This is a genomic window from Serinibacter arcticus, from assembly GCF_003121705.1.
Taxonomy (GTDB): domain Bacteria; phylum Actinomycetota; class Actinomycetes; order Actinomycetales; family Beutenbergiaceae; genus Litorihabitans.
This window is the reverse complement of the sequence record NZ_PYHR01000002.1, coordinates 521,047-541,212: the sequence shown is the minus strand read 5'-3', so window position 1 is coordinate 541,212 and position 20,166 is coordinate 521,047. Positions and strand designations below refer to the sequence as shown.

Below are 20,166 nucleotides of genomic sequence, written 5' to 3'. Positions count from 1 at the left end.
CGTCGCGCCTAGTCCGGCGACTCCACGGAGTCCTCGGCCGCGTCGTCGTCCAGCACGGGGGAGAGGGCCAGGACGTCGGCGAGCGAGTCGACCTGGTCGGGCGTCTTGTCCTCGCGGTAGCGCAGCACACGGGCGAACCGCAGCGCGATGCCGCCCGGGTACCGCGTGGAGACCTGGACGCCGTCGATCGCGATCTCGGCCACCAGCGGCGGGTCGACGAACACCGTCGTCCCCGTGCGCCGTGCCTCCCGCCGCTGCAGCTCCTCCGTCTGCCACGCGAGCGTCGCGTCGGTCAGCCCCTTGAACGTCTTCCCGAGCATCACGAGCTCGCCCGTGGCGGGGTCGCGGGCCGCGAGGTGCAGGTTGGAGAGCCAGCCCCGGCGTCGTCCGTACCCCCACTCGGCCGCCACGACGGCGAGGTCGAACGTGTGCCGGGGCTTCACCTTCACCCAGCCCGCGTCCCGGCGCCCCGCCGCGTACGGCGCGTCGGGCTTCTTGACCACCACCCCCTCCCAGCGTCCGGCGACGGCGCGGTCGAACACGGCGGTGGCCTCGGCCTCGGTGGTCACCACGTGCCGCTCGACCGCCAGCCCAGCGGGGAGCAGGTCGGCCAGGGCGGCGTTGCGGACGGTGAGCGTCTCGTCCAGCAGGTCACGGCCGTCCACGTGGAGCGCGTCGAACACCACCAGCGACAGCGGGACGCGCGTCCGGGCCGTCACGGGATCGGTGCTCGTGGCCGTGCGGGACGCGATGACCTGGAACGGCAGCGGAGTGCCGTCCGGGCGCAGACCCACCACCTCGCCGTCGAGCACCAGCGTCGTGGCGGGGAGCGCGATCACCTGCTCGACGATCTCGGGCAGCCGGTCGGTGATGTCGTCGAGGCTGCGGGTGAACAACCGGACGCCCGCGCTCCCGTCAGCCTCGGGCCGGCGGTGCACCTGGACCCTGATGCCGTCGATCTTGACGTCCACGACGGCGGGCAGCCCCACCTTCGCCGCGGCGGCGGCGGGATCGGGCGCGCTGGCCGCGAGCATCGGCTGCACCGGGACGCCCACCCGGAGCGTGACGGCGTCGAGCGCCTCCTGCCCGCCCGTGGCCGCCAGTGTGGCGGCCGTCGCGGTCGAGCCCACGAGCATGGCCGCGCGCTGGACCGAGGCGAGCGGGACCTCGTAGGCGGCAGCCAGGGCGTCCTGGACCGTCGACGCCGAGGCACCCTGGCGCAGCTCACCCGCCACCAGAGCCCGCAGGAAGGCCTGCTCCTCGGCCGTCGCCGCGGCGAACAGGGCGGTGACGCCGGCGGTCCGGCGCGCGGCGGAGCCCTCGCCGAGCTCGGTGGCCAGGTGCTCGAACGCCGCGTCGACGCCGACCACGGTGAGGGACGGCTCGACGGCGGGCGGGGGCATCTGCTGCAGTCCGGCCCAGCCCACGCCGGTGCGCCGCTGTCGCAGGGCACCCGAGAGATAGGTCGCCACGAGCCCGATCTCCGCCGGGTCAGCAGCGGCGAGCACGGGCGCGAGCAGCGCGCGCTTGGCCAGGCGCGACCGGGTGGCAGCGACCTGGGCCGAGGTCGTCACGAGCGTGTGAAGGGCAACCATGGGGCCATCCTGCCCCCGACCACCGACACGCAGCCCGAGCGATCTCACGCACGTCACAACTCCTCGGGGTTGATCTTGCGTGATCAACTCCCTATGGTTGATTCATGTTCGTCCTCACGATCGACCAACGGGCCAGCCGGAGCAACCCCGACCACGTGCCCGAGCTGCTCGAGGACCTGACGGCCCGGCTCGAGGACGACGTCGTGCTCCTGCCGTTCGTGCGCACGGTGGGTGACGAGGTCCAGGGGGTGCTGTCCGATCCCGTCGCGGTGGTCGACCTCGTCCTGCACCTCGCACGCACCGGCGGCTGGAGCGTCGGGGTCGGTGCCGGTGCCGGGGAGCTCGCGAGCGCGGCGGACGGCGGTGCCCCGGCGAGCAGCGGCGCCGCCTTCGTGCACGCGCGGACCGCGGTCGAGCGGGCCAAGGGGCGGACCGTCGCCAACGATCTGGCGGTCCACGCCGACGACGCCGTGGCAGCGGCCCGCGCGGAGGCGGTGCTGCAGCTGCTCGCCTCCGTCGTCCGGCGTCGCACCGCGACGCAGTGGCGTGCGCTGGACCTCCTCGAGCGACCCGGCGCCACCGGGGTCGAGGTGGCAGCCGCACTCGGAGTCACGCCGCAGAACGTCAGCAAGCTGGGACGCGACGCTCTGTGGCAGGAGGAGCAGGACGCCCGGGCCGTAGCGGCCCACCTGCTGCTGGCCGCCGACCCCGCCTGGGGCGGACCACGTCGGCCGAGCCTGCGGGGCGTTGTCGGTGGCGGCTGACAGGATCGGGTCATGACCGTAGCGATCGTCGTCCTCGTGCTGGCCGCCGCGGCGGCCGGGGGAGTGCTGCTCGTCCCCGCCGTCCTCCGGCTCGCCCAGCGGCGCGGCGGCGTCTCGGCGGCGAGCTCGCAGGCGATCCTGCGCGGTGGGCTCATCATCGGGATCCTCGAGCGCGTCGCGACGGCGGGCTGCGTCGTCCTCGGTCAGCCCGAGGGCATCGCCGTGGTCGTGGCCGTCAAGGGCCTCGGCCGCTACCCCGAGCTGCGCGACTCCGCCACGACGGCCGGGACCGCGGGCACGAACGGGTCGGCAGGCACCACCGGCACCGGTCGGCCGGACCCGACGGGGGCGACCACGGGCGGCGCGGCCACCGCCGGGCGCGATCCCGCCGCCGCCTCCCTCGGCGCCGCCGTCTCCGAGCGCTTCATCATCGGCACGCTGACCTCCCTGATCTGGGCCGTCGTCGTGGGCGCCCTCGGTCGGTGGCTGCTGGTCTCCCTCTGAGGGCCGGGCGGACGCTGCCGGATCAGCCTCCAGATTCCTCCCGCCGATCCCCCCGGCCCCGGCTTATGTTGGCTCCCGGGTTTCCTGCACCAGCGGGCCCGACCACGAGAGGGAGCGCCATGGGACTGTTCAGCAAGGGCCGGTCCGGCCGGAAGTCCGGCGCGGGCGACGAGTCGGCCCTGACCGCTGCGGGAACCGCCGCGCCCGAGAACGGTGTGACCGCCCGGGTCGTGCGCACGATCACGGATCTGGGCCTCGACGGTCGCGGGCCGTTCTGCTCGGCACGCGCCGTCGCCGACTCGGCTCTCAAGCGCGCCGACGGCGACGTCGACCGCGCGATCCGCGCCGTCACGAAGTCCGCGACCCGCGGCGGGGCCGCGGGTGGCGTCGTCACCGGGGTCGGCGGCTTCGCGACCATGCCGGTCGCCCTTCCGGCGAACCTGGTGGAGTTCTACGTCCAGGCCACCCGGCTGGTGGGCGCGATCGCGACCCTGCGCGGGTACGACGTCAGCGAGCAGCAGATCCGCACGGCGGTGGTGCTCACCCTCGTCGGCTCCGACGCCGAGGACGTGCTGCGCCGAGCAGGTATCTCCACGGGGACCGGGCGGGTGACCGCCCTCGCGCTGCGTCGCCTTCCCGCCTCGTCGATGATGATGGTGAACAAGGCGATCGGCTTCCGGCTCCTGCGCGGCGTGGCGGAGCGCTTCCTCACCCGCCTGGGACGGCTCGTGCCGCTCGCCGGCGGCGCCGTGGGCGGGGTCCTGGACGCGTGGATGATGCGGCGGATCGCCGCCAACGCCCGGCGTCAGTTCCCGACCACGGCCTGACCGGCCGGTCGCGACGGTTCCCCCGCCTAGGCTGGACGGATGCTCGCCCGCGCCCGTGCGCTCCTGCTCGCCAGCCACCCCGGTCCCACCGTCACCGTCACGACGCTGGCGGTCGTCCTCGGGATCGGCAGCGGTCTCGGGCCGGGACGGGTGGTCCTGCTGGGCCTGGCCTTCCTCGCCGGCCAGCTGTCGATCGGGTTCTCCAACGACTGGCTCGACGCCGAGCGCGACCGGGCCGTGCACCGCTCCGACAAGCCGGTCGCGCGCGGCGACGTCTCCGTGAACCTCGTGCGCACGGCGGCGTGGGGGACCGCGCTCGCGACCGTCCCGCTCTCGTTCGCGCTCGGATGGATCGCGGGCGTCCTGCACCTGGTGCTGGTCTCCTCCGGCTGGGCCTACAACGCGGTGCTCAAGCGGACCGCGTGGTCGGTGGCGCCGTTCGTGCTGAGCTTCGGGCTGCTGCCGGCGGTCGTGACGTTCGCCGCGCAGCCTCCAGCCGCCCCCGCGTGGTGGGCGCTGGCGGTCGGTGCCACGTTCGGCGTCGCCATCCACTTCACCAACGTGCTGCCCGACCTCGCCGACGACGCGAGCACCGGGATCGCGGGGCTCCCGCACCGTCTCGGCCTCGTGCCCTCGGGGGTCGTGGCCTTCACGGCGCTGGCGGTGGCCGCCGCCCTGGTGACGTTCGGCCCCGTCCTCGCGGGTTCGCAGGCCGGGCCGGGAGCTCTCGGGGTGGTGGGACTGATCGCGTGCGTGCTTCTGGCCACGACCGGGATCGTGCTGGTCGCCACGCGACCGCCCGGGCGTCTGCTGTTCCGGCTGATCATCGTCGCCTCGCTGATCGTGGCCGTGCAGCTCGCGCTCTCGGGGACGTCGCTGACGGCGTAGGGCCCGTCGCCGTCGCCGTCCCGGACCGGCGCTCAGCGCAGGTGGCGCATCGCGTACACGTACGCGAGACCGCGCCGTGCCGGGCTGCGCAGCGCAGCGACCAGGAGCGCGTCGCGCGCGAGCGCGGACGCGCCGCCGACGGGACGGCCCAGCGCCATGTTCAGCTCGCCCTGGCGCGCCGCCCAGCGCGCGCGACGGCGCCTGGTCGCGTCCCACGAAGCGAGGGCCGGCGCCGCGTCGTCGGCGCCGGAGCTCCGGACCGCGGCCACGAGGATCGGGGCGAGCCGGGCGCCGTCGAGCCAGCCGAGGTTCATCCCCTGCCCGCCGATCGGGCTGATCTCGTGCGCGGCGTCGCCGAGCAGCACGACCCGTCCGCGCACGGTCCGCGCGGCCAGCCGGCGACGGACGGCGAACGCGCTGAGCATCCGCGCGTCGGTGGCATCGACGTGGATCCCGGTCCGCTCGGCGACGAGTCCGGCGACGAGGTCGGCGCTCGGACCCGTGACGAGGTCCGGCGTGTGCACCACCCACCGGCGCAGGCCGCCGGGCAGGGGGAAGGACTCCACGACGCCGGCGTGCTCCAGGTGGATCACGGCGTCGGGGCCGGCGTCGCCGTCGTCGGGGAAGTCCCCCATGACGTAGGTGTCGGGGTGGTGGTGCACCGGGGCGGTGATGCCGAGCAGCTCCCGCACCGGGCTGCGGGCGCCGTCGGCCGCGACGACGAAGCGCGCGGTCTCCTCGATCGAGCCGCCGTCGCCGCCGTCGCCGTCGCCGTCGCCGTCGCCGGGCACCGTGCCCGTCACGGACACCGCCTCGCGCCCCTGGACGAGACTCGTCAGGCTTACACCCCGCCGGACGGCAGCCGGGTCGAGCGCTGCGACCCGTGCGGCGAGGATCTCCTCGGTCCGCGCCTGCGGCAGCGTCGCCACGAACGGGAACCGCGTCGAGACGCGGTCGAACGGGACGACGCCGAGCACGCGGCGACGCGTGCGGGCGATGCCGTGGCGCACGAGGACCGCCTCGGCCGTGATCCGCTCGGAGACCTCGGTCGGGAGCGCCTCGAGCGCCGGCGCGTGGATCCCGATGGCCCGCGAGAGCGCCGCGGGGGAGGGACGGCGCTCCCACACCGCGACGTCGAGCCCGGCCTCGAGCAGCCGCGCCGCGAGCGCGAGTCCGGCGGCGCCCGCCCCCACCACGAGGACGTCACGCACGGTCGCCACCGCCCGTCCGCGTACCCGTACCGACCTCGCGGACCGCGAGCACGCGGAAGGGTGCCGTCTCGACCCGCCAGCCCGTCGGCAGCACCGCCGCGAGCTCGGTCGGGGTGAAGCTGCGCCGGATGGAGACCAGCCCGTCGTCGCGCACGAACGGCGCGTGGGGGCGGCCGACCCGGGTCAGCGGCAGCGTCAGCGCCCAGTAGCCCGCGTAGGCGAGCCGGCTGCGGGCGATGTCGTCGTGCACCACGAGCCGCAGCGCGAGCGCAGCGCTGTCGGCCAGCAGCCCCGCGAGGGCGTCGGGGTCGAGGTGGTGCAGGAGGTGGTTGGAGGTGACGACGTCGAAGCGCGCCCCCTCGGCGACGAGGTCGCCGCTGCGGAGCGCCCGGAACCGCACGCCCGGGACCGGCGGGAGCGCGGTGGCGAACTCGATCGCGCGGGGATCCGGGTCGATCGCCGTGATGTCGAGCCGCAGGCCGTCGCGCGCCGCCCAGCCGGCGAGCGCGCGGGGCACGTCCCCGCCGCCCGAGCCGATGTCCAGGAGCGTGGTCGTGCGGGAGGAGCTCAGCAGCGGGCGAAGCCGGCGCACGTAGACCGCGCGCCACCCCGCGACGAGCCGGTTCACGACGACGAACGCGCCGTAGGTGCGCCGCAGCGCCTCGGCGTCGCAGTCGGGGTCGTCCATCAGCTCGACGGCCGCGACGTCGCGTCGCTCGAGTCCGTGCGCGCTGCGGGTGGGTCGGGCGCGTGGCGGACGCGGGCGGGTCACGGGGGAGCGGCGTGCCCGCGTCACGCGGTCGCCGCCCCGTCGGAGCGGCGCAGGGTGAGCAGTGCCGACTCGACCGTGAGTCCCGGCCCGAAGGCCATCGCGCACACGCGCTCGCGGCCGTCGCCGAGCGACTCGGCGGCCTCGGCCATCAGCCGCCGCAGGATGAACAGCACGGTGGCGCTCGACATGTTCCCGAACTCCCGCAGGACGTCGCGCGACGGGGCCATCTGCGCGTCGTCGAGCGTCAGGGCGTCCTGCACCTTGTCGAGCACGGAGCGCCCGCCCGGGTGGACGGCCCACCGCTCCAGGACGCCGTGGGCCCCGGAGGCGTCCGTCCCGGCCTCGGCCAAAAGCGGGTCGAGCGCGCCCCGGATGTGCTCGGAGATGATCGCCGGGACGTAGCGGGAGAGCACCATGTCGAACCCGTGGTCGCCGATCGTCCAGGCCATGTCCTGCTCGCCGACCGGGGTCAGGGTGGTTCGCAGCGTGTCGAGGTCGAGCACGACGTGTCCCGAGGGCGCCGGCCGCGACGTGACGACGGCGGCGGCGGCACCGTCGGCGAACACGGCGGAGGAGACGATCGTGTCCGGGTCGTCGGAGGCCTGCAGGTGCAGCGAGCAGAGCTCCACGCAGACCACGAGCACGACGGCGTCCGGGTCCTCGGCGCAGATCGACCGGGCGGCCGCGAGGGCGGGGAACGCGGCGTAGCACCCCATGAAGCCGACGTGGAGTCGCCGCGTGGTGGCGGGCAGCCCCAGGTCGCGCACGAGCGCGTAGTCGGGGCCGGGCGCGAAGAAGCCGGTGCAGGAGGCGGTCACGACGTGGCTGACGTCAGCGGTCCCGAGCCCGCCCGACGCGGCGAGCGCGTCGCGCGCGGCCGCGGCGACCAGACCGGGGACGTGGGCGGCGTAGACGTCGTTGCGGGCGCCGGTGCCGGGATCCAGGAGCACGGGTGTCCGGCCACCCTCGCCCGCACCCTCGCCCGCACCCTCGTCAGCGGCCACGAACAGCGGCCCGGGAGCACCGGACGCCCCGACGGCGGCCCGGGAGGTGTCGAGGTCGGCGACGACCGTGTGGCGGGTGTCGATCGCGGACGCGTCGAAGGCGGCCGTGACGAGGCGGCGGGCGAGCCGGCTGCGGCCCGGTTGGGCCAGCAGCAGGTCGCGCATCGCGGACTGCCGGAGCACGGTCGGTGGCACCGCGGTGGCCACCGACCTGAGGCTGATGGTCATGTTTCGAGGGTAACCGCGCGACCTCCCACCTCCCCGGTCGAGAAAGTGTGAGGAAACCCGCGCCTCGTGCCCGGCCCCGTCCCGCGTAGCGTCGAGAGCGGACGATCCTCGTCCACCGGAGCGGAGCGTGAGCGCATGAGCACCACCACCCACCACGACGTCGTCATCGTCGGAGGCGGCAACGCCGGGCTCTCGCTCGCGGGTCGCCTGCACCGCGACGGCGCCCGCGACGTCGTCGTCGTCGAGCCCGAGGATGTCCACCACTACCGCCCGATGCTGTCCTACGTCGCGGGCGGGCAGGCGAGTCTGACGCAGCTGCGGCGGCCGCAGGACGAGGTCACGCCCGACGGCGTCGGCCGGGTCCGCGGCCGGGTCGTCCGCGTCGACGCCGACAGGCGGCTCGTCCACCTGGAGAGTGGCGGCACGCTCCACTACAACGACCTGGCGCTGTGCCCCGGCTCGAGCGTGGACTGGGACGCCGTCCCCGGATCCGCCGACGCCGTGGCCACGGGCCACGCCGCGACCAGCTACCTGCCCGACTCCGCCGTCCGGACGTGGGAGATGCTCGCCGGCCTGACGGCGGGGCGCGCCGTGTTCGTGATGGACGACCGGCACGTGCCGTGCGCTCCCGTGGCACTCAAGCCGCTCTTCCTCGCGCTCGCGCACTGGCGGGCCACCGGCGTCAGGGAGGCGATCGACGTCGAGCTGCTCGTCGCCGGCCCGCGGCTGGTCGACCTGGCCCGCGCGGACAGCGTGCTGCACGACGCCGCGATCGCCCAGGGTGTCCGGGTCCGGTACGGCGTCGTCGTCTCGGGTGTGGAGGCCGCGGGCCGGACGCTGACGCTGCGGGACGCCGACCCCACCGGGACGGCGAGCACGACGAACCACGCTCCGGTGCCCTACGACGCGCTCTACCTGGCGCCTCCGCACCGCGCCCCCGACTGGATCGCCACCAGCGGTCTCGCCGTCGAGCCCGACGGAAGCGACGGCGGCGGCCCCGACGCCGGCTTCCTCCTCGTCGACCCGGGCACGCTGCAGCATCCCGACCACCCGCGGATCTGGGGGCTCGGCGACGTCGCGGCGCTCGACGCCCTGCCGTCGGGGGCGCGCTGCGCAAGCAGGTCCCGGTGGTGGCGGCGAACATCGCCGCGCGCCGTCGGGGCACGGCCTACCAGTCCTACGACGGCTACTCGATCGCCCCGGTGGTCACCGGGTCGCGCCACCTCCTGCTCGCCGAGTTCGACCGGTCGGGCACGGAGCAGCCGTCCGTGCCCGTCGTGGACCTGGTCCGCCCCCGTGCGCTGACGTGGGCCTTCGACCGGTACCTCGAGCCGGTCATCTACTTCCGCCGGTTGCTGCAAGGCAAGGTCTGACCCGGCCGCCCGGACTCCGCACCCTCACCCATCCGCTCGGCGGAGCACTCCGAACCCTTCGTGACAGGCCCCGCTCGGGGCGATCGAGAACCATCGAAGGAGCTCCCCGTGGAGATGTGGAACGCACTCATCGAAGGCCCCCTCGTCCAGGGACCGCTGATCGACGTCGGCGGCATCCTCAACTTCCTCCGGATCGGCCAGTTCCAGTAGGACTCGCCCCCGACCCCTCGCGGTCGGGTCGACCGACGACGAGACACGAGGCCCCGCCCCCACGGGCGGGGCCTCCTTCGTGAAATGAGCGACGCTGTGCCGACGACGAACGACCACCACTCCGAGCCCCCGCCCGACGAGCGGCTCACCCTCACCGCCGCGCAGCGCGGGATCTGGTACGCCCAGTCCCTGGACCCGGAGAACCCGACCTACCAGATCGGGCAGTACCTCGACGTCGCCGGCAGGGTCGACGCGCGCCTGCTGAGCATCGCGCTGACCAAGACGGTGCGCGACATCGACTCGATCAGCATGCGTTTCCGGGCCGACGACGACGGCCCCTACGCCGTCCTGCGCCGCCCGGCTCCCACGGACGACCTGCTCGAGGTCGTCGACCTCGCCCACCTGGAGGTCGCCGACGCGCGGGAGCTCGCGCTCGCCCGCATGGACGCCGAGATGACGACGGCGCGATCGCTCACCGGAGAGGAGCTCTTCGGGGCGATCCTGTTCCAGCTCGACGGCGATCGCTCGCTGCTCTTCCAGCGCGTCCACCACATCGCCCTCGACGGCTACTCGGCAGTCATCGCCCTGCACTACCTCGCCCGGGTCTACACCGAGCTCGACCGCCGCGCGCCCTCATGGCTGCCGACCCGCCCCGTCGCCGGCCTGGTCTCCCGCGTCGCCGCTCGCACCCCCTCACCCTTCCCCGGTCACGACGAGCTGCTCGCCGTGCTCGAGGACTACCGGACCTCGCCGGAGGCCGAGCAGGACGAGGCCTTCTGGCGCGAGACCCTCGCCCAGGACTCGGCCGTGGACGGCCTCGAGGGAACCACGGGTCGCGCCGCGACCCGGGTGGTGCGCGTCACCCTGCCTCTGTCGCCGGAGCGCTCCGCGCCGCTGGCCGCCCTGGGACGCGACCTGCCCAAGACGATGGTGGGCGTGATCGCGCTCTACCTCGCCAAGATCACCGGCCAGGAGACCGTCTCCCTCGGGCTTCCCGTCACCGCACGCCGTGGCGCCGTGGCCAAGGCGGCTCCGTCGATGCTCTCCAGCATCCTGCCGCTGCGCGTGGCCGTCCCGGGATCGGCCACCCTCGCCGACACCGTCGCCCACGCGGGCGACGTCATCCGCAGCGTGGTCAAGCACCAGCGCTTCCGCCTCGAGGACCTCGCGGGTGCCCCCGCCCAGGCCGGTCCCTCGGTGAACCTGCTCCCCGTCATCGACGCCCTCACGCTGGGCTCGGCGACCGGCGAGGTCCGCATCCTGTCGACCGGGCCGGTCCACGACCTCTCCGTCGTGGTGTCCGGGCTCGAGAGCAGCGCCGCCGTCCCGACCGTCCAGCTCGAGGGCGACGCCGACCTCCACACGAGGCAGAGCCTGACCGAGCACGGCGAGCGGCTGCTGAGCCTCCTGGACCAGGTGGTGCAGGAGGCCGACGCCACCGTCGCCACCACCCGCGTGGTGTCCGACGCGGAGATCCCGCCGCTGCTCGCGCAGGGCGCCGGGCCCGAGCTCGCGCTGGAGGAGGAGACCGTGGTGGAGGCCTTCGCCGCCGCGGCCGCCCGCCGTCCGGACGACGTGGCCGTCGTCGCCCCCGACGGCGAGCTCACCCTCGCCGAGCTGGACTCCGCCTCGACACGCCTGGCCCACCACCTCCTGTCCGAGGGCGTCGCGCCGGGCAGCTGCGTGGCGGTCCGCATCGAGCGCACCCGGCACCTGCCGATGCTGGTCCTGGCGCTGCTCAAGGCGGGCGCCGTCTACGTCCCCTGGACCCTGAGTACCCGATCGACCGCGTCGCGGGGATGATCGAGGACTCCGCGCCCGTGCTGCTCCTGACCAGCCACCGCCAGGCCGGTCGGGACCGGGACGCCGGCGCCACCTGGCGCGTGCCGTGCCTCGCCGTCGACTCCGACACGGCGACGTCGTGGCGCCGCGCGAGCGACGACGCCTCGACGCTGCCGATGATGGCGGACGACGACCTCGCCTACGTGGTGTTCACCTCCGGGAGCACCGGCCGCCCCAAGGGCGTCGGGGTCGACCGCGTCGCGCTGCGCAACCTGTTCCAGCACCACCGCTCCGAGCTCTTCGAGCCCGCCGCGGCCCGCCTGGGGCGCCCGGTCCGGGTGGCCCACACAGCCGGACTGTCCTTCGACGCCGCCTGGGACCCGCTCCTGTGGCTGTTCGCGGGACACGAGCTCCACATGATCGACGACGACGTCCGCCGCGACCCGCAGCGGCTCGCCGAGCATCTCGCGACCACCGGGATCGACTCGATCGAGACCACCCCGTCGTTCGCCGAGGCGCTGCTGGTGACCGGGCTGTTCGAGCGCGAGCAGCACCCCACCGTCGTCGCCCTCGGCGGCGAGGAGGTCGGTCCCGGGCTCTGGGACGCGCTCGGCGCCCTGCCGGACGTGCACGCCGTCAACTTCTACGGACCCACTGAGGTCACCGTCGACTCGCTGATCGCGACGATCACGCCGGGGGAGCCGCACATCGGCTCGTCCGTGCGCAACAGCCGGCACTACGTCCTGGACTCCGGGCTGAACCCGGTGCCGGACCGCGCCGTCGGCGAACTCTACCTCGCCGGGGTGAACGTCGCCCGCGGCTACGTCGGCCAGCCCGGCCTGAGCGCGGAGCGCTTCGTGGCCGACCCGTTCTCGGCCGACGGCTCCCGCATGTACCGCACCGGGGACGTCGTCCGACGCCGCCACAACGGGTCGCTGCGGTTCCTGGGTCGCATCGACGACCAGGTCAAGATCCGCGGCTACCGCGTCGAGCCTTCCGAGGTGGAGGCCGTGATGCGGCGCCAGGACGGCGTCACCGGCGCCGCCGTGGTCGTCCAGGGCGACGGCGCCGCCGCGCGCCTCGTCGGGTACGTCACCGGCGACGGCGGCGAGCGGCTGGGGACCGCGGTGCGCGACGCGCTGCGCGCGGACCTGCCCGCCTACATGGTGCCCAGCAGCGTCCTGACGCTCAGCGAGCTCCCGCTCACCCCGAACGGCAAGCTCGACCGCCGGGCGCTGCCCGAGCCGACGCGCACGTCGGGGGATGCCGCGCAGCAGCCGCGGACAGCCGTGCAGCGCACGGTCGCCGAGGCCTTCGCCGAGGTCCTGGGGGCGCCGTCCGTGGGCCTCGAGGAGGACTTCTTCGCGGCGGGCGGCCACTCCCTGCTCGCCACCCGCCTGGCCGCCTCCCTCAGCTCCGCCCTGGAGCGCACCGTCACGGTCCGCGACGTCTTCGAGCGGCCCACGGTCGCCCAGCTCGCCGCGCTCGCCGAGGACGCCACCGACACCGCCGACGGCGCCGCCCGTCCCGCGCGGCTGACCCGCACGACCCGCCCCGACCGGCTCTCGGTCTCCCTGGCGCAGCGCCGGCTCTGGTTCCTCAACCGGCTCGAGCCCGCCTCCGCCGCCTACAACATCCCGGTGGTGCTGCACCTGGACGGCCCGCTGGACGTCGACGCGCTGCGGGCGGGGTTGGGCGACGTCGTCCGGCGGCACGAGCCGCTGCGCACGATCGTGCCGTACGTGGACGGCGAGCCCACCCAGGTGGTGCTCGAGTCCACGGATGTCGCCTTCACCGCCGTCGCGGTCCCGGCCGACCGGGTCGAGGCTGTGATCGAGCAGGAGGCGCTGCGCCCCTTCGACGTGACCACCCAGGCCCCGCTGCGCGTCGTGCTGCTGCGCACGGGCCCGGCCAACCACGTGCTGGTCGCCACGATGCACCACATCGCCTCCGACGGCTGGTCGCTGGCACCGTTCGCCCGCGACCTCTCGGTCGCCTACGCGGCGCGGGTGGAGGGGCACGCCCCCGAGCAGCCCGACCTGGCGGTGACCTACGCCGACTACACCCTGTGGCAGCGCGAGCACCTGGGCGCTCCCGACGACCCCGCCAGCGTGCTGCACCAGCAGCTCGAGCACTGGCGGCGGACGCTGGCCGGCGCGCCCGCCGAGATCAGCCTGCCCCGTGACCGCGACCGCGGTGCGGCCGACCCCGAGGACCCGGCCACGCAGGGCGTGGGCGAGGTGCCGCTCGTGCTCGATCCCGAGCGCCACGCCGCGCTGCGGGCGCTGGCGGCGGAGCACCGCACCAGCCTGTTCATCGTCCTGCACGCGGCGCTCGCCGTGGCGCTGGAGCAGCAGGGCGCGGGGGAGGACGTCGTCATCGGCACCCCGGTGGCCGGCCGCGCCGATCCGCAGCTCGACGAGCTGGTCGGCTTCTTCGTCACCACGGTCGTCCTGCGCACGTCGCTGGCGCAGGACCCGACGCTCGCCGAGGTCCTCGGCCGCGTCCGCGCTGGCAACACCGAGGCGTACGCCCACCAGGACGTCCCCTTCGACGCCCTCGTCGACGCGCTGCGCCCGCCCCGGGTCCCCGACCGGCACCCGCTGTTCCAGGTGCTGCTCACGCTGCAGAGCAACGCGCCCGCCGAGCTCGACCTCGCCGGCCTGACCGTCACGGTGCCCAGTCAGGTGACGAGCGCGGGCGTCAAGACCGACGTGCTGATCGACTTCGCGACGCCCGATGGCACCGACGGCCCGCTCGTCGGGGCCGTCGGCTACGACCGCGCGCTGTTCGACGCCGCCACCGCCGAGCGGCTGCGGGACGCGCTCGACCGTGTCCTCGCCGCCCTGGTCGAGACCACCGACCGGCGCCTGTCCGACCTGCCACGGCTGGACGCGGCCGGCCTCGCGCTGCTGGAGCGCCAGAGCACCGGGCGCACGCTGCCCGTCGGCGCCGGTGTCCTCGACCGGCTCGCCACCACGGTCGCCGAGCACGGCCGGGAGACCGCGCTCGTGGGCGTCGACGGCAGCCTCACGTTCGGCGAGCTCGCCGACCGCGTGGACGCCGCCGCCCGCGGCCTCCTCGGTGCGGGGGTCACCGCGGGCTCCACCGTGGTGGTGGCCCTTCCCCGCGAGACCGACGCCGTCGCGATCGTGCTCGCCGCGCTGCGGGCGGGAGCCGTCGCGGTCCCCGTCGACATCGCCTACCCGGACGCCCGGATCGCCCAGATCCTGGTCGACAGCGCTGCACCCGTGCTCGTCACGGTCGACGCCGAGCGGGCCGAGCGCGTCGGCGCCCTGCTCGCCGGTCAGGGGGCCGAGGAGCCCCGGGCGGTCACGCCCGCTGCCCTCGTCGCCGACGGCTCGTCCCCGCACGCCCCGCAGCTCCCCGAGCTGCCGGGGCCGCAGGAGGCGGCCTACCTCGTCTACACCTCGGGCACCACGGGCACGCCGAAGGGTGTTCAGGTGCCGCACTCCGCCCTGGCTGCCGTCCTCGCCCAGCACGAGGACACCCTCGTCGGGCCGCTGCGCGACGCGCTCGCCGACCGTGGGAGCGACTCGGGCGCGCGCCCCCTCCCGACGATGCTGCACCTGTCCGGGCTGGGCTTCGACGCCGCCTGGGACCCCATCCTCTGGCTGGTCGCCGGCACCACCCTGCACATCGCCGACGACGAGACCCGGATCGATGCCGAGGCCGTCGTGCGCCTGGTACTCGAGCTCGACGTCGACGTTCTGGAGACCACGCCGTCCTACGCCCAGCAGCTCGCGACCGTGGGGCTGCTGGACGGCGCCGCCGACCGCGCGGTGCCGCTGCTGGTGGCGGTCGGGGGTGAGGCCGTCCCCTCCGCGCTCTGGGACCGGCTCGCCGCCGCCCCCGGCGTCGACGGCTGGAACCTCTACGGCCCGAGCGAGTTCACGGTCGACTCCGTGCTCGCGCCGATCCGGCAGGGCCCCGTCACCATCGGGGCACCGATCGCCGGCGTGACCGCGCGCGTCCTGGACGCGACCCTGAGCCCCGTCCCGCCGGGCGTCGAGGGAGAGCTCTACCTCTCGGGACTCTCGCAGGCCCACGGCTACCGCGGCCGCAGCGCCGAGACCGCCGCCCGCTTTGTCGCCGACCCGCACGGCGAGGGCACGCGGATGTACCGCACCGGCGACGTCGTGCTCCGCCGTCCGAGCGGTGAGCTCGTGTTCGTCCGGCGCGACGACGACCAGGTCAAGCTGCGCGGCTACCGCATCGAGATCGCCGACGTCGAGCGCACCCTCGAGCGTGCCGACGGCGTCGGCACCGCCGTGGCCCGCCTGGTCACCCCCGGCGGGCCCGACACGGCGCGCCTGGTGGCGTGGGTCGTCGGCGATGACGTCGACCCGGCGGCGGTCCGCAGTCACGCGGCCGCGGAGCTGCCCGACTACATGGTCCCCACCTCGATCACGCCGATCGCGGCCGTGCCGCTGACGCCCAACGGGAAGGTCGACGTCGCCGCCCTGCCCGCCGAGGAGGGACCGACCGGCTCGCGCGCCCCGATCAGCGTGGCGGAGAAGGCCCTGTGCGGGGTCGTCGCCGAGGTCCTCGGCGTCCCCGACGTCGGCCTCGACGACGACTTCTTCGCCCGCGGCGGCCACTCGCTGCTCGCCGTCGCGCTCGTCGCCCGGGTGCGGGAGGAGCTCGGGGCCACGCTGCCGCTTCGCGCCGTCTTCGACGCCCCCACCCCGGCGGCGCTTCTGGCGCGGATCGAGCGCGACGGCGACCGGCCGGCCGCGCAGGACGCGTCCGACTCGCCGTCGTCCGCGAGCGCCTCGGACCGCGCGGCGGTCCCGGGGCTGCGGGAGTGGGTGGCCCAGCACCCGCGCGAGACGGACGCCGAGCTGCCGCTCAGCTCCGGGCAGTCGCGGCTGTGGTTCCTCAACCGCCTCGACCCGGCCTCGGCCGAGTACTCGGTCGTGCTCCAGGTCGACCTCACGGGCGATCTCGACACCGACTCGCTCACCGGCGCTGTCGAGGACCTGCTCGCCCGTCACGAGATCCTGCGCACCACCTACCCGGAGGTCGACGGCCGCCCGGTGCAGCGGGTCGCCCCCGCGCCCGTCGGAATCGTGGGCGACGCGCCGGTCGACACCCGCGCCGGGTTCGACCTCACCCGGGAGCTGCCGTTCCGGGCGGCCCTCGTGCCGACGGGGGACGGCGCGTGGCGCCTGGACCTCGTGATCCACCACATCGCCACGGACGGCGCATCGCTCGCCCCGCTGGTGCGCGACCTCGCGGCCGCCTACACCGCGCGCCTCGGCGGAGGTCCGCTCGCGCAGCGACCGCTGGCCTTCCAGGTCGCGGACGTCGAGCGGCGCCGGCGGGCCCTCGAGTCCGCGACGTCCCGCGGAGCCGACCTGCTCACCGCCTGGACGGACGCCCTCGAGGGCGTCCCGACCGAGCTGGCGCTACCGGCCGACGGCGCGCGTCCCGCGTCCGCCGCGCAGCCCGCGGGGCTGGTCGCCTTCGAGATCCCGGCCGACGTCGCACGCCGGCTGGGCGCCGCGGCGGCGCGCCGCTCGGCGAGCACCTTCCACGGCTGGCTGGCCGCGCTGGCCGGCTACCTGCAGCGCCTCGGCGCGGGCGACGACGTCGTCATCGGGTCCCCGTCGGCGGGCAGGGGCGAGGACGACCTGGCCGACCTGGTGGGCTTCTTCGTCAACACGCTGCCGCTGCGGATCGATCTGCGACCGGGCGCGCAGCGCGGACACGCGAGCCTGGTCGAGGCCATCGGGCAGGCACGGTCGGTGACGCTGGACGCGGTCGAGCGGGAGTCCGTCCCGTTCGAGCGGATCGTCGAGGCGCTCTCGCCCGAGCGGCGGCTCGGGCGCCACCCGATCTTCCAGACCATGCTGTCGGTCGAGGAGCCCGCGGGGATCGAGCTCGACCTCCCCGGGGTCCGCGCCACCGCGGTGGCCCCCGACACCACCGGCGCAGCGAAGGTCGACTTGTCCTTCACCCTCCGGCCGCGACGGCACCTGCGTCGGGTCGAGGAGGGCGACGCCGCGGAGCTCGTGCCGGACGCCCGCGACGCGACGTCGGCCGAGGCGGCGGTGGACGGCGTGCTCGAGTACAACGCCGCGCTGTTCAGCCGTGAGGCGGCGCAGGGGCTCGTCGATCGCTGGCTCGAGTTCCTCGGCGAGGCGACCGCCTCGCCCGAGCGGCCGATGCCCGACGTCGCGCTCGCGAGCGTGCCGACGGCGCTGGACGCCTGGCCCGCGACCCACGAGCCGACCTCCGTCCCGGAGGCGTTCGCGGAGTCGGTGCGCCGGTTCGGCGACCGGACGGCGATCGTCGGCACCGGACGCGAGAGCGACGCCGACCGGCTCACCGAGGCCGCTACCGGGGCCGGCGCGACCGGCGTCCCGACCGGCACGCCCCGGCTCGACCTGCGCGGGCTGGACACCCGCGTGAGCACGATCGCGGCGGGTCTGCTCGCCGCCGGCGTGCGGCCGGGCCAGGTGGTGGCGCTGCGGCTGCCCCGCTCGATCGACACCGTGGCCGCGCTGCTGGCGGTCTGGCGCGCCGGCGCCGTCGTCGCCCCCGTCGACGACGAGCTGCCCGCCGACCGCGTCGCGACCATGCTGCGCACCGCCGGTGCCCGGCTGCTCGTGGGCGACCCGTCCGAGGGTGGCGTCGACGACGTCGGTGCGCAGGCGGCGCGCACCGCGGGCCTGGCACCCGGGTCCGTCGTCGCTATCGCCGATCTGCTCGCCGCCTCCGCGTCCGGCACCACCGCGCCGGGCGGGACGAGCCTCGACGACGCCGCCTACCTGGTGTTCACGTCGGGCACCACGGGCGAGCCGAAGGCCGTCGCGGTGCCCCACCGGGCCCTGGCGAACCTCCTGGCCTCGCACCGCTCGACCCTCCTGCCCGACCCCGCGGAGCGCCGGGCCAGGTTCGCCCACACCACCGGCGTCGGGTTCGACGCCGCGATGGACCCCGTGCTGTGGCTCGCCGCCGGGCACGAGGTGCACGTGGTCGGGGCCGAGGTCCGCCGCGACCCCGAGGCCCTCGTCGACCTCGTCGCCGACCGGGGTATCACAGCGTGGGAGACCACGCCGAGCTACGTCGCCGCCCTCGTCGGCCAGACCCGGTTCGCCGAGGTGCTCGACGCCCGGTCCCCGAGCGAGGGCGTCACGCTCCTCCTCGGGGGCGAGGCGCTGGACCCCGGGCTGTGGGACTGGCTGCGGGAGCGGCCCGCCGTCGAGGCCTGGAACCTCTACGGCCCGACCGAGGTCGGGGTCGACTCGCTCGTCGCCCGGGTCGCCGACTCGGAGCGTCCGCAGCTCGGCGCGACCACGCCCGGCACCGTCGGCTACGTGCTCGACGAGCGGCTGCGGCCGGTCCCGCCGGGAAGCGTCGGGGAGCTGTGGCTCGCGGGCGCGCAGCTCGCCCACGGCTACGCCGGCCGGTCCGGGGCGACGGCCGAGCGGTTCGTGGCCGACCCGTTCGCCTCGGACGGCAGCCGGATGTACCGCACCGGCGACCTCGTGACGGTCCACCCGCGAGGGTCCGACCGACGCGCCGAGGTGCTCTCCCTCGGCCGCAGCGACGGCCAGGTCAAGATCCGGGGGCACCGGGTGGAGCCGGGTGAGGTCGAGTCGCTGCTGCGCGCCTCCGACGGTGTCGCGCAGGCCGTCGTGCGGCCGGTGCAGACCGCCCGCGGCACTGGCCTGGGCGCCTGGATCGTGCCGGTCGCCACGGAGTCGGGGGAGGGGACGTCCGTGTCCGACCGTGACGAGCTGACCGCCGCGCTGCTGGCGGGTCTTCGATCGCGGCTGCCGGAGTACATGGTGCCCACGGCCGTCGGGATCGTCGATCGGGTCCCGCTCACCCCGAACGGCAAGGTCGACGCCGCCGCGCTGCCCGAGCTCGAGCCCGACGGCGACCGGACCACCGGCGGTCGGGCGCCGAGCACGCGGGCCGAGTGCGCCGTCGCCGACGCCTTCGCCGAGGTGCTGGGCGTCAGCGGTGTCGGGGCGGAGGACTCCTTCTTCGAGCTTGGTGGCCACTCCTTCGTGGCGCAGCCGGTCGTGGCCGCCGTCAACGCGGCGCTGGGGTCCACCCTGCCCGTGCAGTCCCTCTTCCAGGCTCCGACCGTCGCGGGGCTGGCCGCGCTGGTCGGCGAGGGGGGCGGCGACGTGGCAGACAGCCTGCGCACGTTGCTCCCGCTGCGTCCGCGGGGGACGGGGGCGCCGCTGTTCACCGTCCACCCGGCCAGCGGCGTCAGCTGGAAGTACTCGGTGCTGCTGAGCAGGCTCGCCACGACGCGGCCGATCCTGGGCCTCCAGATGCCCGGGATCGCCCCGGACGAGCCCGACACCGCGCCCGCGTCCACGCTGGAGGAGCTGCTCGACGTCTACCTCGACGCGGTCCGCGAGGTGCAGCCGCACGGGCCTTACCACCTCCTGGGCTGGTCGTTCGGGGGTCGGCTGGCCCAGCACCTCGCCGCCCGGCTGCGGGAGCAGGGGGAGGACGTGGCGCTGCTCGTGCTCCTCGACGCGTACCCCACGCAGGAGTCCGCGCTGGAGGGCGTGGCGTCGGGCGACGCGATGTGGCGCGGACTGCTGGACGCGAACGGCGTCGAGGCCCCCGCCGGCGTCGAGCTGGACGTCCGATCCGTGCAGCGGCTGCTGGGGCGGGCCGGCAACCCGCTCGCCGACCTCCCGCCCGAGGCCGTCGAGCGGATGGTCGCCCGCTTCACGCGGCTGGGCGAGCTGTTCGACGCCACCGCGGTGCCCGTCCTGGACGGCGACCTGCACGTCGTCGAGGCGACCCGCGACGTGCCGCCCGGCCGGCCCGCGCCGGCCGCGTGGGAGGGGTACGTGACCGGCACGGTCACCTCCGACCCGGTGGACGTGCGCCACTCGGACATGCTCACCGAGGACGCCATGGTCGAGCTGGTCCCGGTCCTGGACCGGCTGCTCGGCCAGGACTGACGGGCCGGCGGCAGGTCTCCCGGACGGCGCAGCCGGATCACT

At 75.4% G+C, this 20,166-nt stretch carries 10 protein-coding genes and 1 pseudogene; 7 read left to right on the top strand and 4 right to left on the bottom strand.

Annotation, left to right across the window (positions count from 1 at the left end; translation table 11 throughout):
* Positions 1 to 8: 8 nt before the first annotated feature.
* Positions 9 to 1,595 (bottom strand): ATP-dependent DNA ligase, encoded by a 1,587-nt coding sequence (locus tag C8046_RS02570; protein WP_109228133.1) that lies wholly within the window; start codon positions 1,593 to 1,595, stop codon positions 9 to 11.
* Between the two features lie 104 nt (positions 1,596 to 1,699).
* On the opposite strand from C8046_RS02570, the gene C8046_RS02565 reads away from it, so the two are divergent.
* The 4 genes from C8046_RS02565 to C8046_RS02550 all read left to right on the top strand — a co-directional run bounded on the left by C8046_RS02565 (position 1,700) and on the right by C8046_RS02550 (position 4,578).
* Positions 1,700 to 2,359, top strand: coding sequence for a hypothetical protein (locus C8046_RS02565; protein ID WP_109228132.1), 660 nt, complete (start codon positions 1,700 to 1,702; stop codon positions 2,357 to 2,359).
* 12 nt (positions 2,360 to 2,371) lie between these two features.
* A complete protein-coding gene (locus C8046_RS02560; RefSeq protein ID WP_109228131.1) occupies positions 2,372 to 2,863 on the top strand; it encodes a hypothetical protein in 492 nt (163 codons plus the stop codon).
* Positions 2,864 to 2,982: 119 nt separating this feature from the next.
* Positions 2,983 to 3,690 carry an EcsC family protein gene (locus C8046_RS02555; protein ID WP_158277113.1) on the top strand — a complete coding sequence of 236 codons (708 nt, stop codon included), beginning with the start codon at positions 2,983 to 2,985 and terminating at the stop codon, positions 3,688 to 3,690.
* A 39-nt stretch (positions 3,691 to 3,729) separates the two neighbouring features.
* A complete protein-coding gene (locus C8046_RS02550) occupies positions 3,730 to 4,578 on the top strand; it encodes a UbiA family prenyltransferase (protein WP_109228129.1) in 849 nt (282 codons plus the stop codon).
* Positions 4,579 to 4,610: 32 nt separating this feature from the next.
* Here C8046_RS02550 and C8046_RS02545 read toward each other — a convergent pair whose 3' ends face one another.
* Genes C8046_RS02545 through C8046_RS02535 form a run of 3 tightly spaced genes read right to left on the bottom strand, consistent with a single transcriptional unit; the run spans position 4,611 to position 7,793 of the window.
* On the bottom strand, positions 4,611 to 5,798 hold the full coding sequence (locus C8046_RS02545; protein ID WP_235866045.1) for an FAD-dependent oxidoreductase: 1,188 nt from the start codon (positions 5,796 to 5,798) through the stop codon (positions 4,611 to 4,613).
* Entirely contained in the window at positions 5,782 to 6,561 is a 780-nt protein-coding gene (locus C8046_RS02540) for a class I SAM-dependent methyltransferase (protein ID WP_268921355.1), read from the bottom strand. Before C8046_RS02540 ends, C8046_RS02545 begins: the two co-directional genes overlap by 17 nt.
* 20 nt (positions 6,562 to 6,581) lie before the next feature.
* Positions 6,582 to 7,793: a type III polyketide synthase gene (locus C8046_RS02535; protein WP_109228128.1), complete on the bottom strand. Its 1,212-nt coding sequence runs from the start codon at positions 7,791 to 7,793 to the stop codon at positions 6,582 to 6,584.
* A gap of 135 nt (positions 7,794 to 7,928) precedes the next feature.
* Between C8046_RS02535 and C8046_RS02530 the strand changes: the two genes are divergently transcribed.
* The 3 genes and pseudogenes from C8046_RS02530 (at position 7,929) to C8046_RS02525 (ending at position 20,124) form a co-directional block, all read left to right on the top strand.
* Positions 7,929 to 9,098 carry an FAD-dependent oxidoreductase gene (locus C8046_RS02530; protein ID WP_235866044.1) on the top strand — a complete coding sequence of 390 codons (1,170 nt, stop codon included), beginning with the start codon at positions 7,929 to 7,931 and terminating at the stop codon, positions 9,096 to 9,098.
* 362 nt (positions 9,099 to 9,460) lie between these two features.
* Positions 9,461 to 12,340: pseudogene (locus tag C8046_RS20145) on the top strand (AMP-binding protein); the annotation flags it as partial.
* Positions 12,341 to 12,447: 107 nt separating this feature from the next.
* The gene (locus C8046_RS02525; RefSeq protein ID WP_419183570.1) at positions 12,448 to 20,124 is read left to right on the top strand and encodes an amino acid adenylation domain-containing protein; all 7,677 of its coding nucleotides are present in this window, start codon (positions 12,448 to 12,450) and stop codon (positions 20,122 to 20,124) included.
* Positions 20,125 to 20,166: the final 42 nt, after the last annotated feature.

Excerpts from the sequence above, each read along its gene's own strand:
- C8046_RS02570 (WP_109228133.1), bottom strand. The coding sequence starts at position 1,595 with ATGGTTGCCCTTCACACGCTCGTGACGACCTCGGCCCAGGTCGCTGCC.
- C8046_RS02565 (WP_109228132.1), top strand. The coding sequence starts at position 1,700 with ATGTTCGTCCTCACGATCGACCAACGGGCCAGCCGGAGCAACCCCGAC.
- C8046_RS02560 (WP_109228131.1), top strand. The coding sequence starts at position 2,372 with ATGACCGTAGCGATCGTCGTCCTCGTGCTGGCCGCCGCGGCGGCCGGG.
- C8046_RS02555 (WP_158277113.1), top strand. The coding sequence starts at position 2,983 with ATGGGACTGTTCAGCAAGGGCCGGTCCGGCCGGAAGTCCGGCGCGGGC.
- C8046_RS02550 (WP_109228129.1), top strand. The coding sequence starts at position 3,730 with ATGCTCGCCCGCGCCCGTGCGCTCCTGCTCGCCAGCCACCCCGGTCCC.
- C8046_RS02535 (WP_109228128.1), bottom strand. The coding sequence starts at position 7,793 with ATGACCATCAGCCTCAGGTCGGTGGCCACCGCGGTGCCACCGACCGTG.
- C8046_RS02530 (WP_235866044.1), top strand. The coding sequence starts at position 7,929 with ATGAGCACCACCACCCACCACGACGTCGTCATCGTCGGAGGCGGCAAC.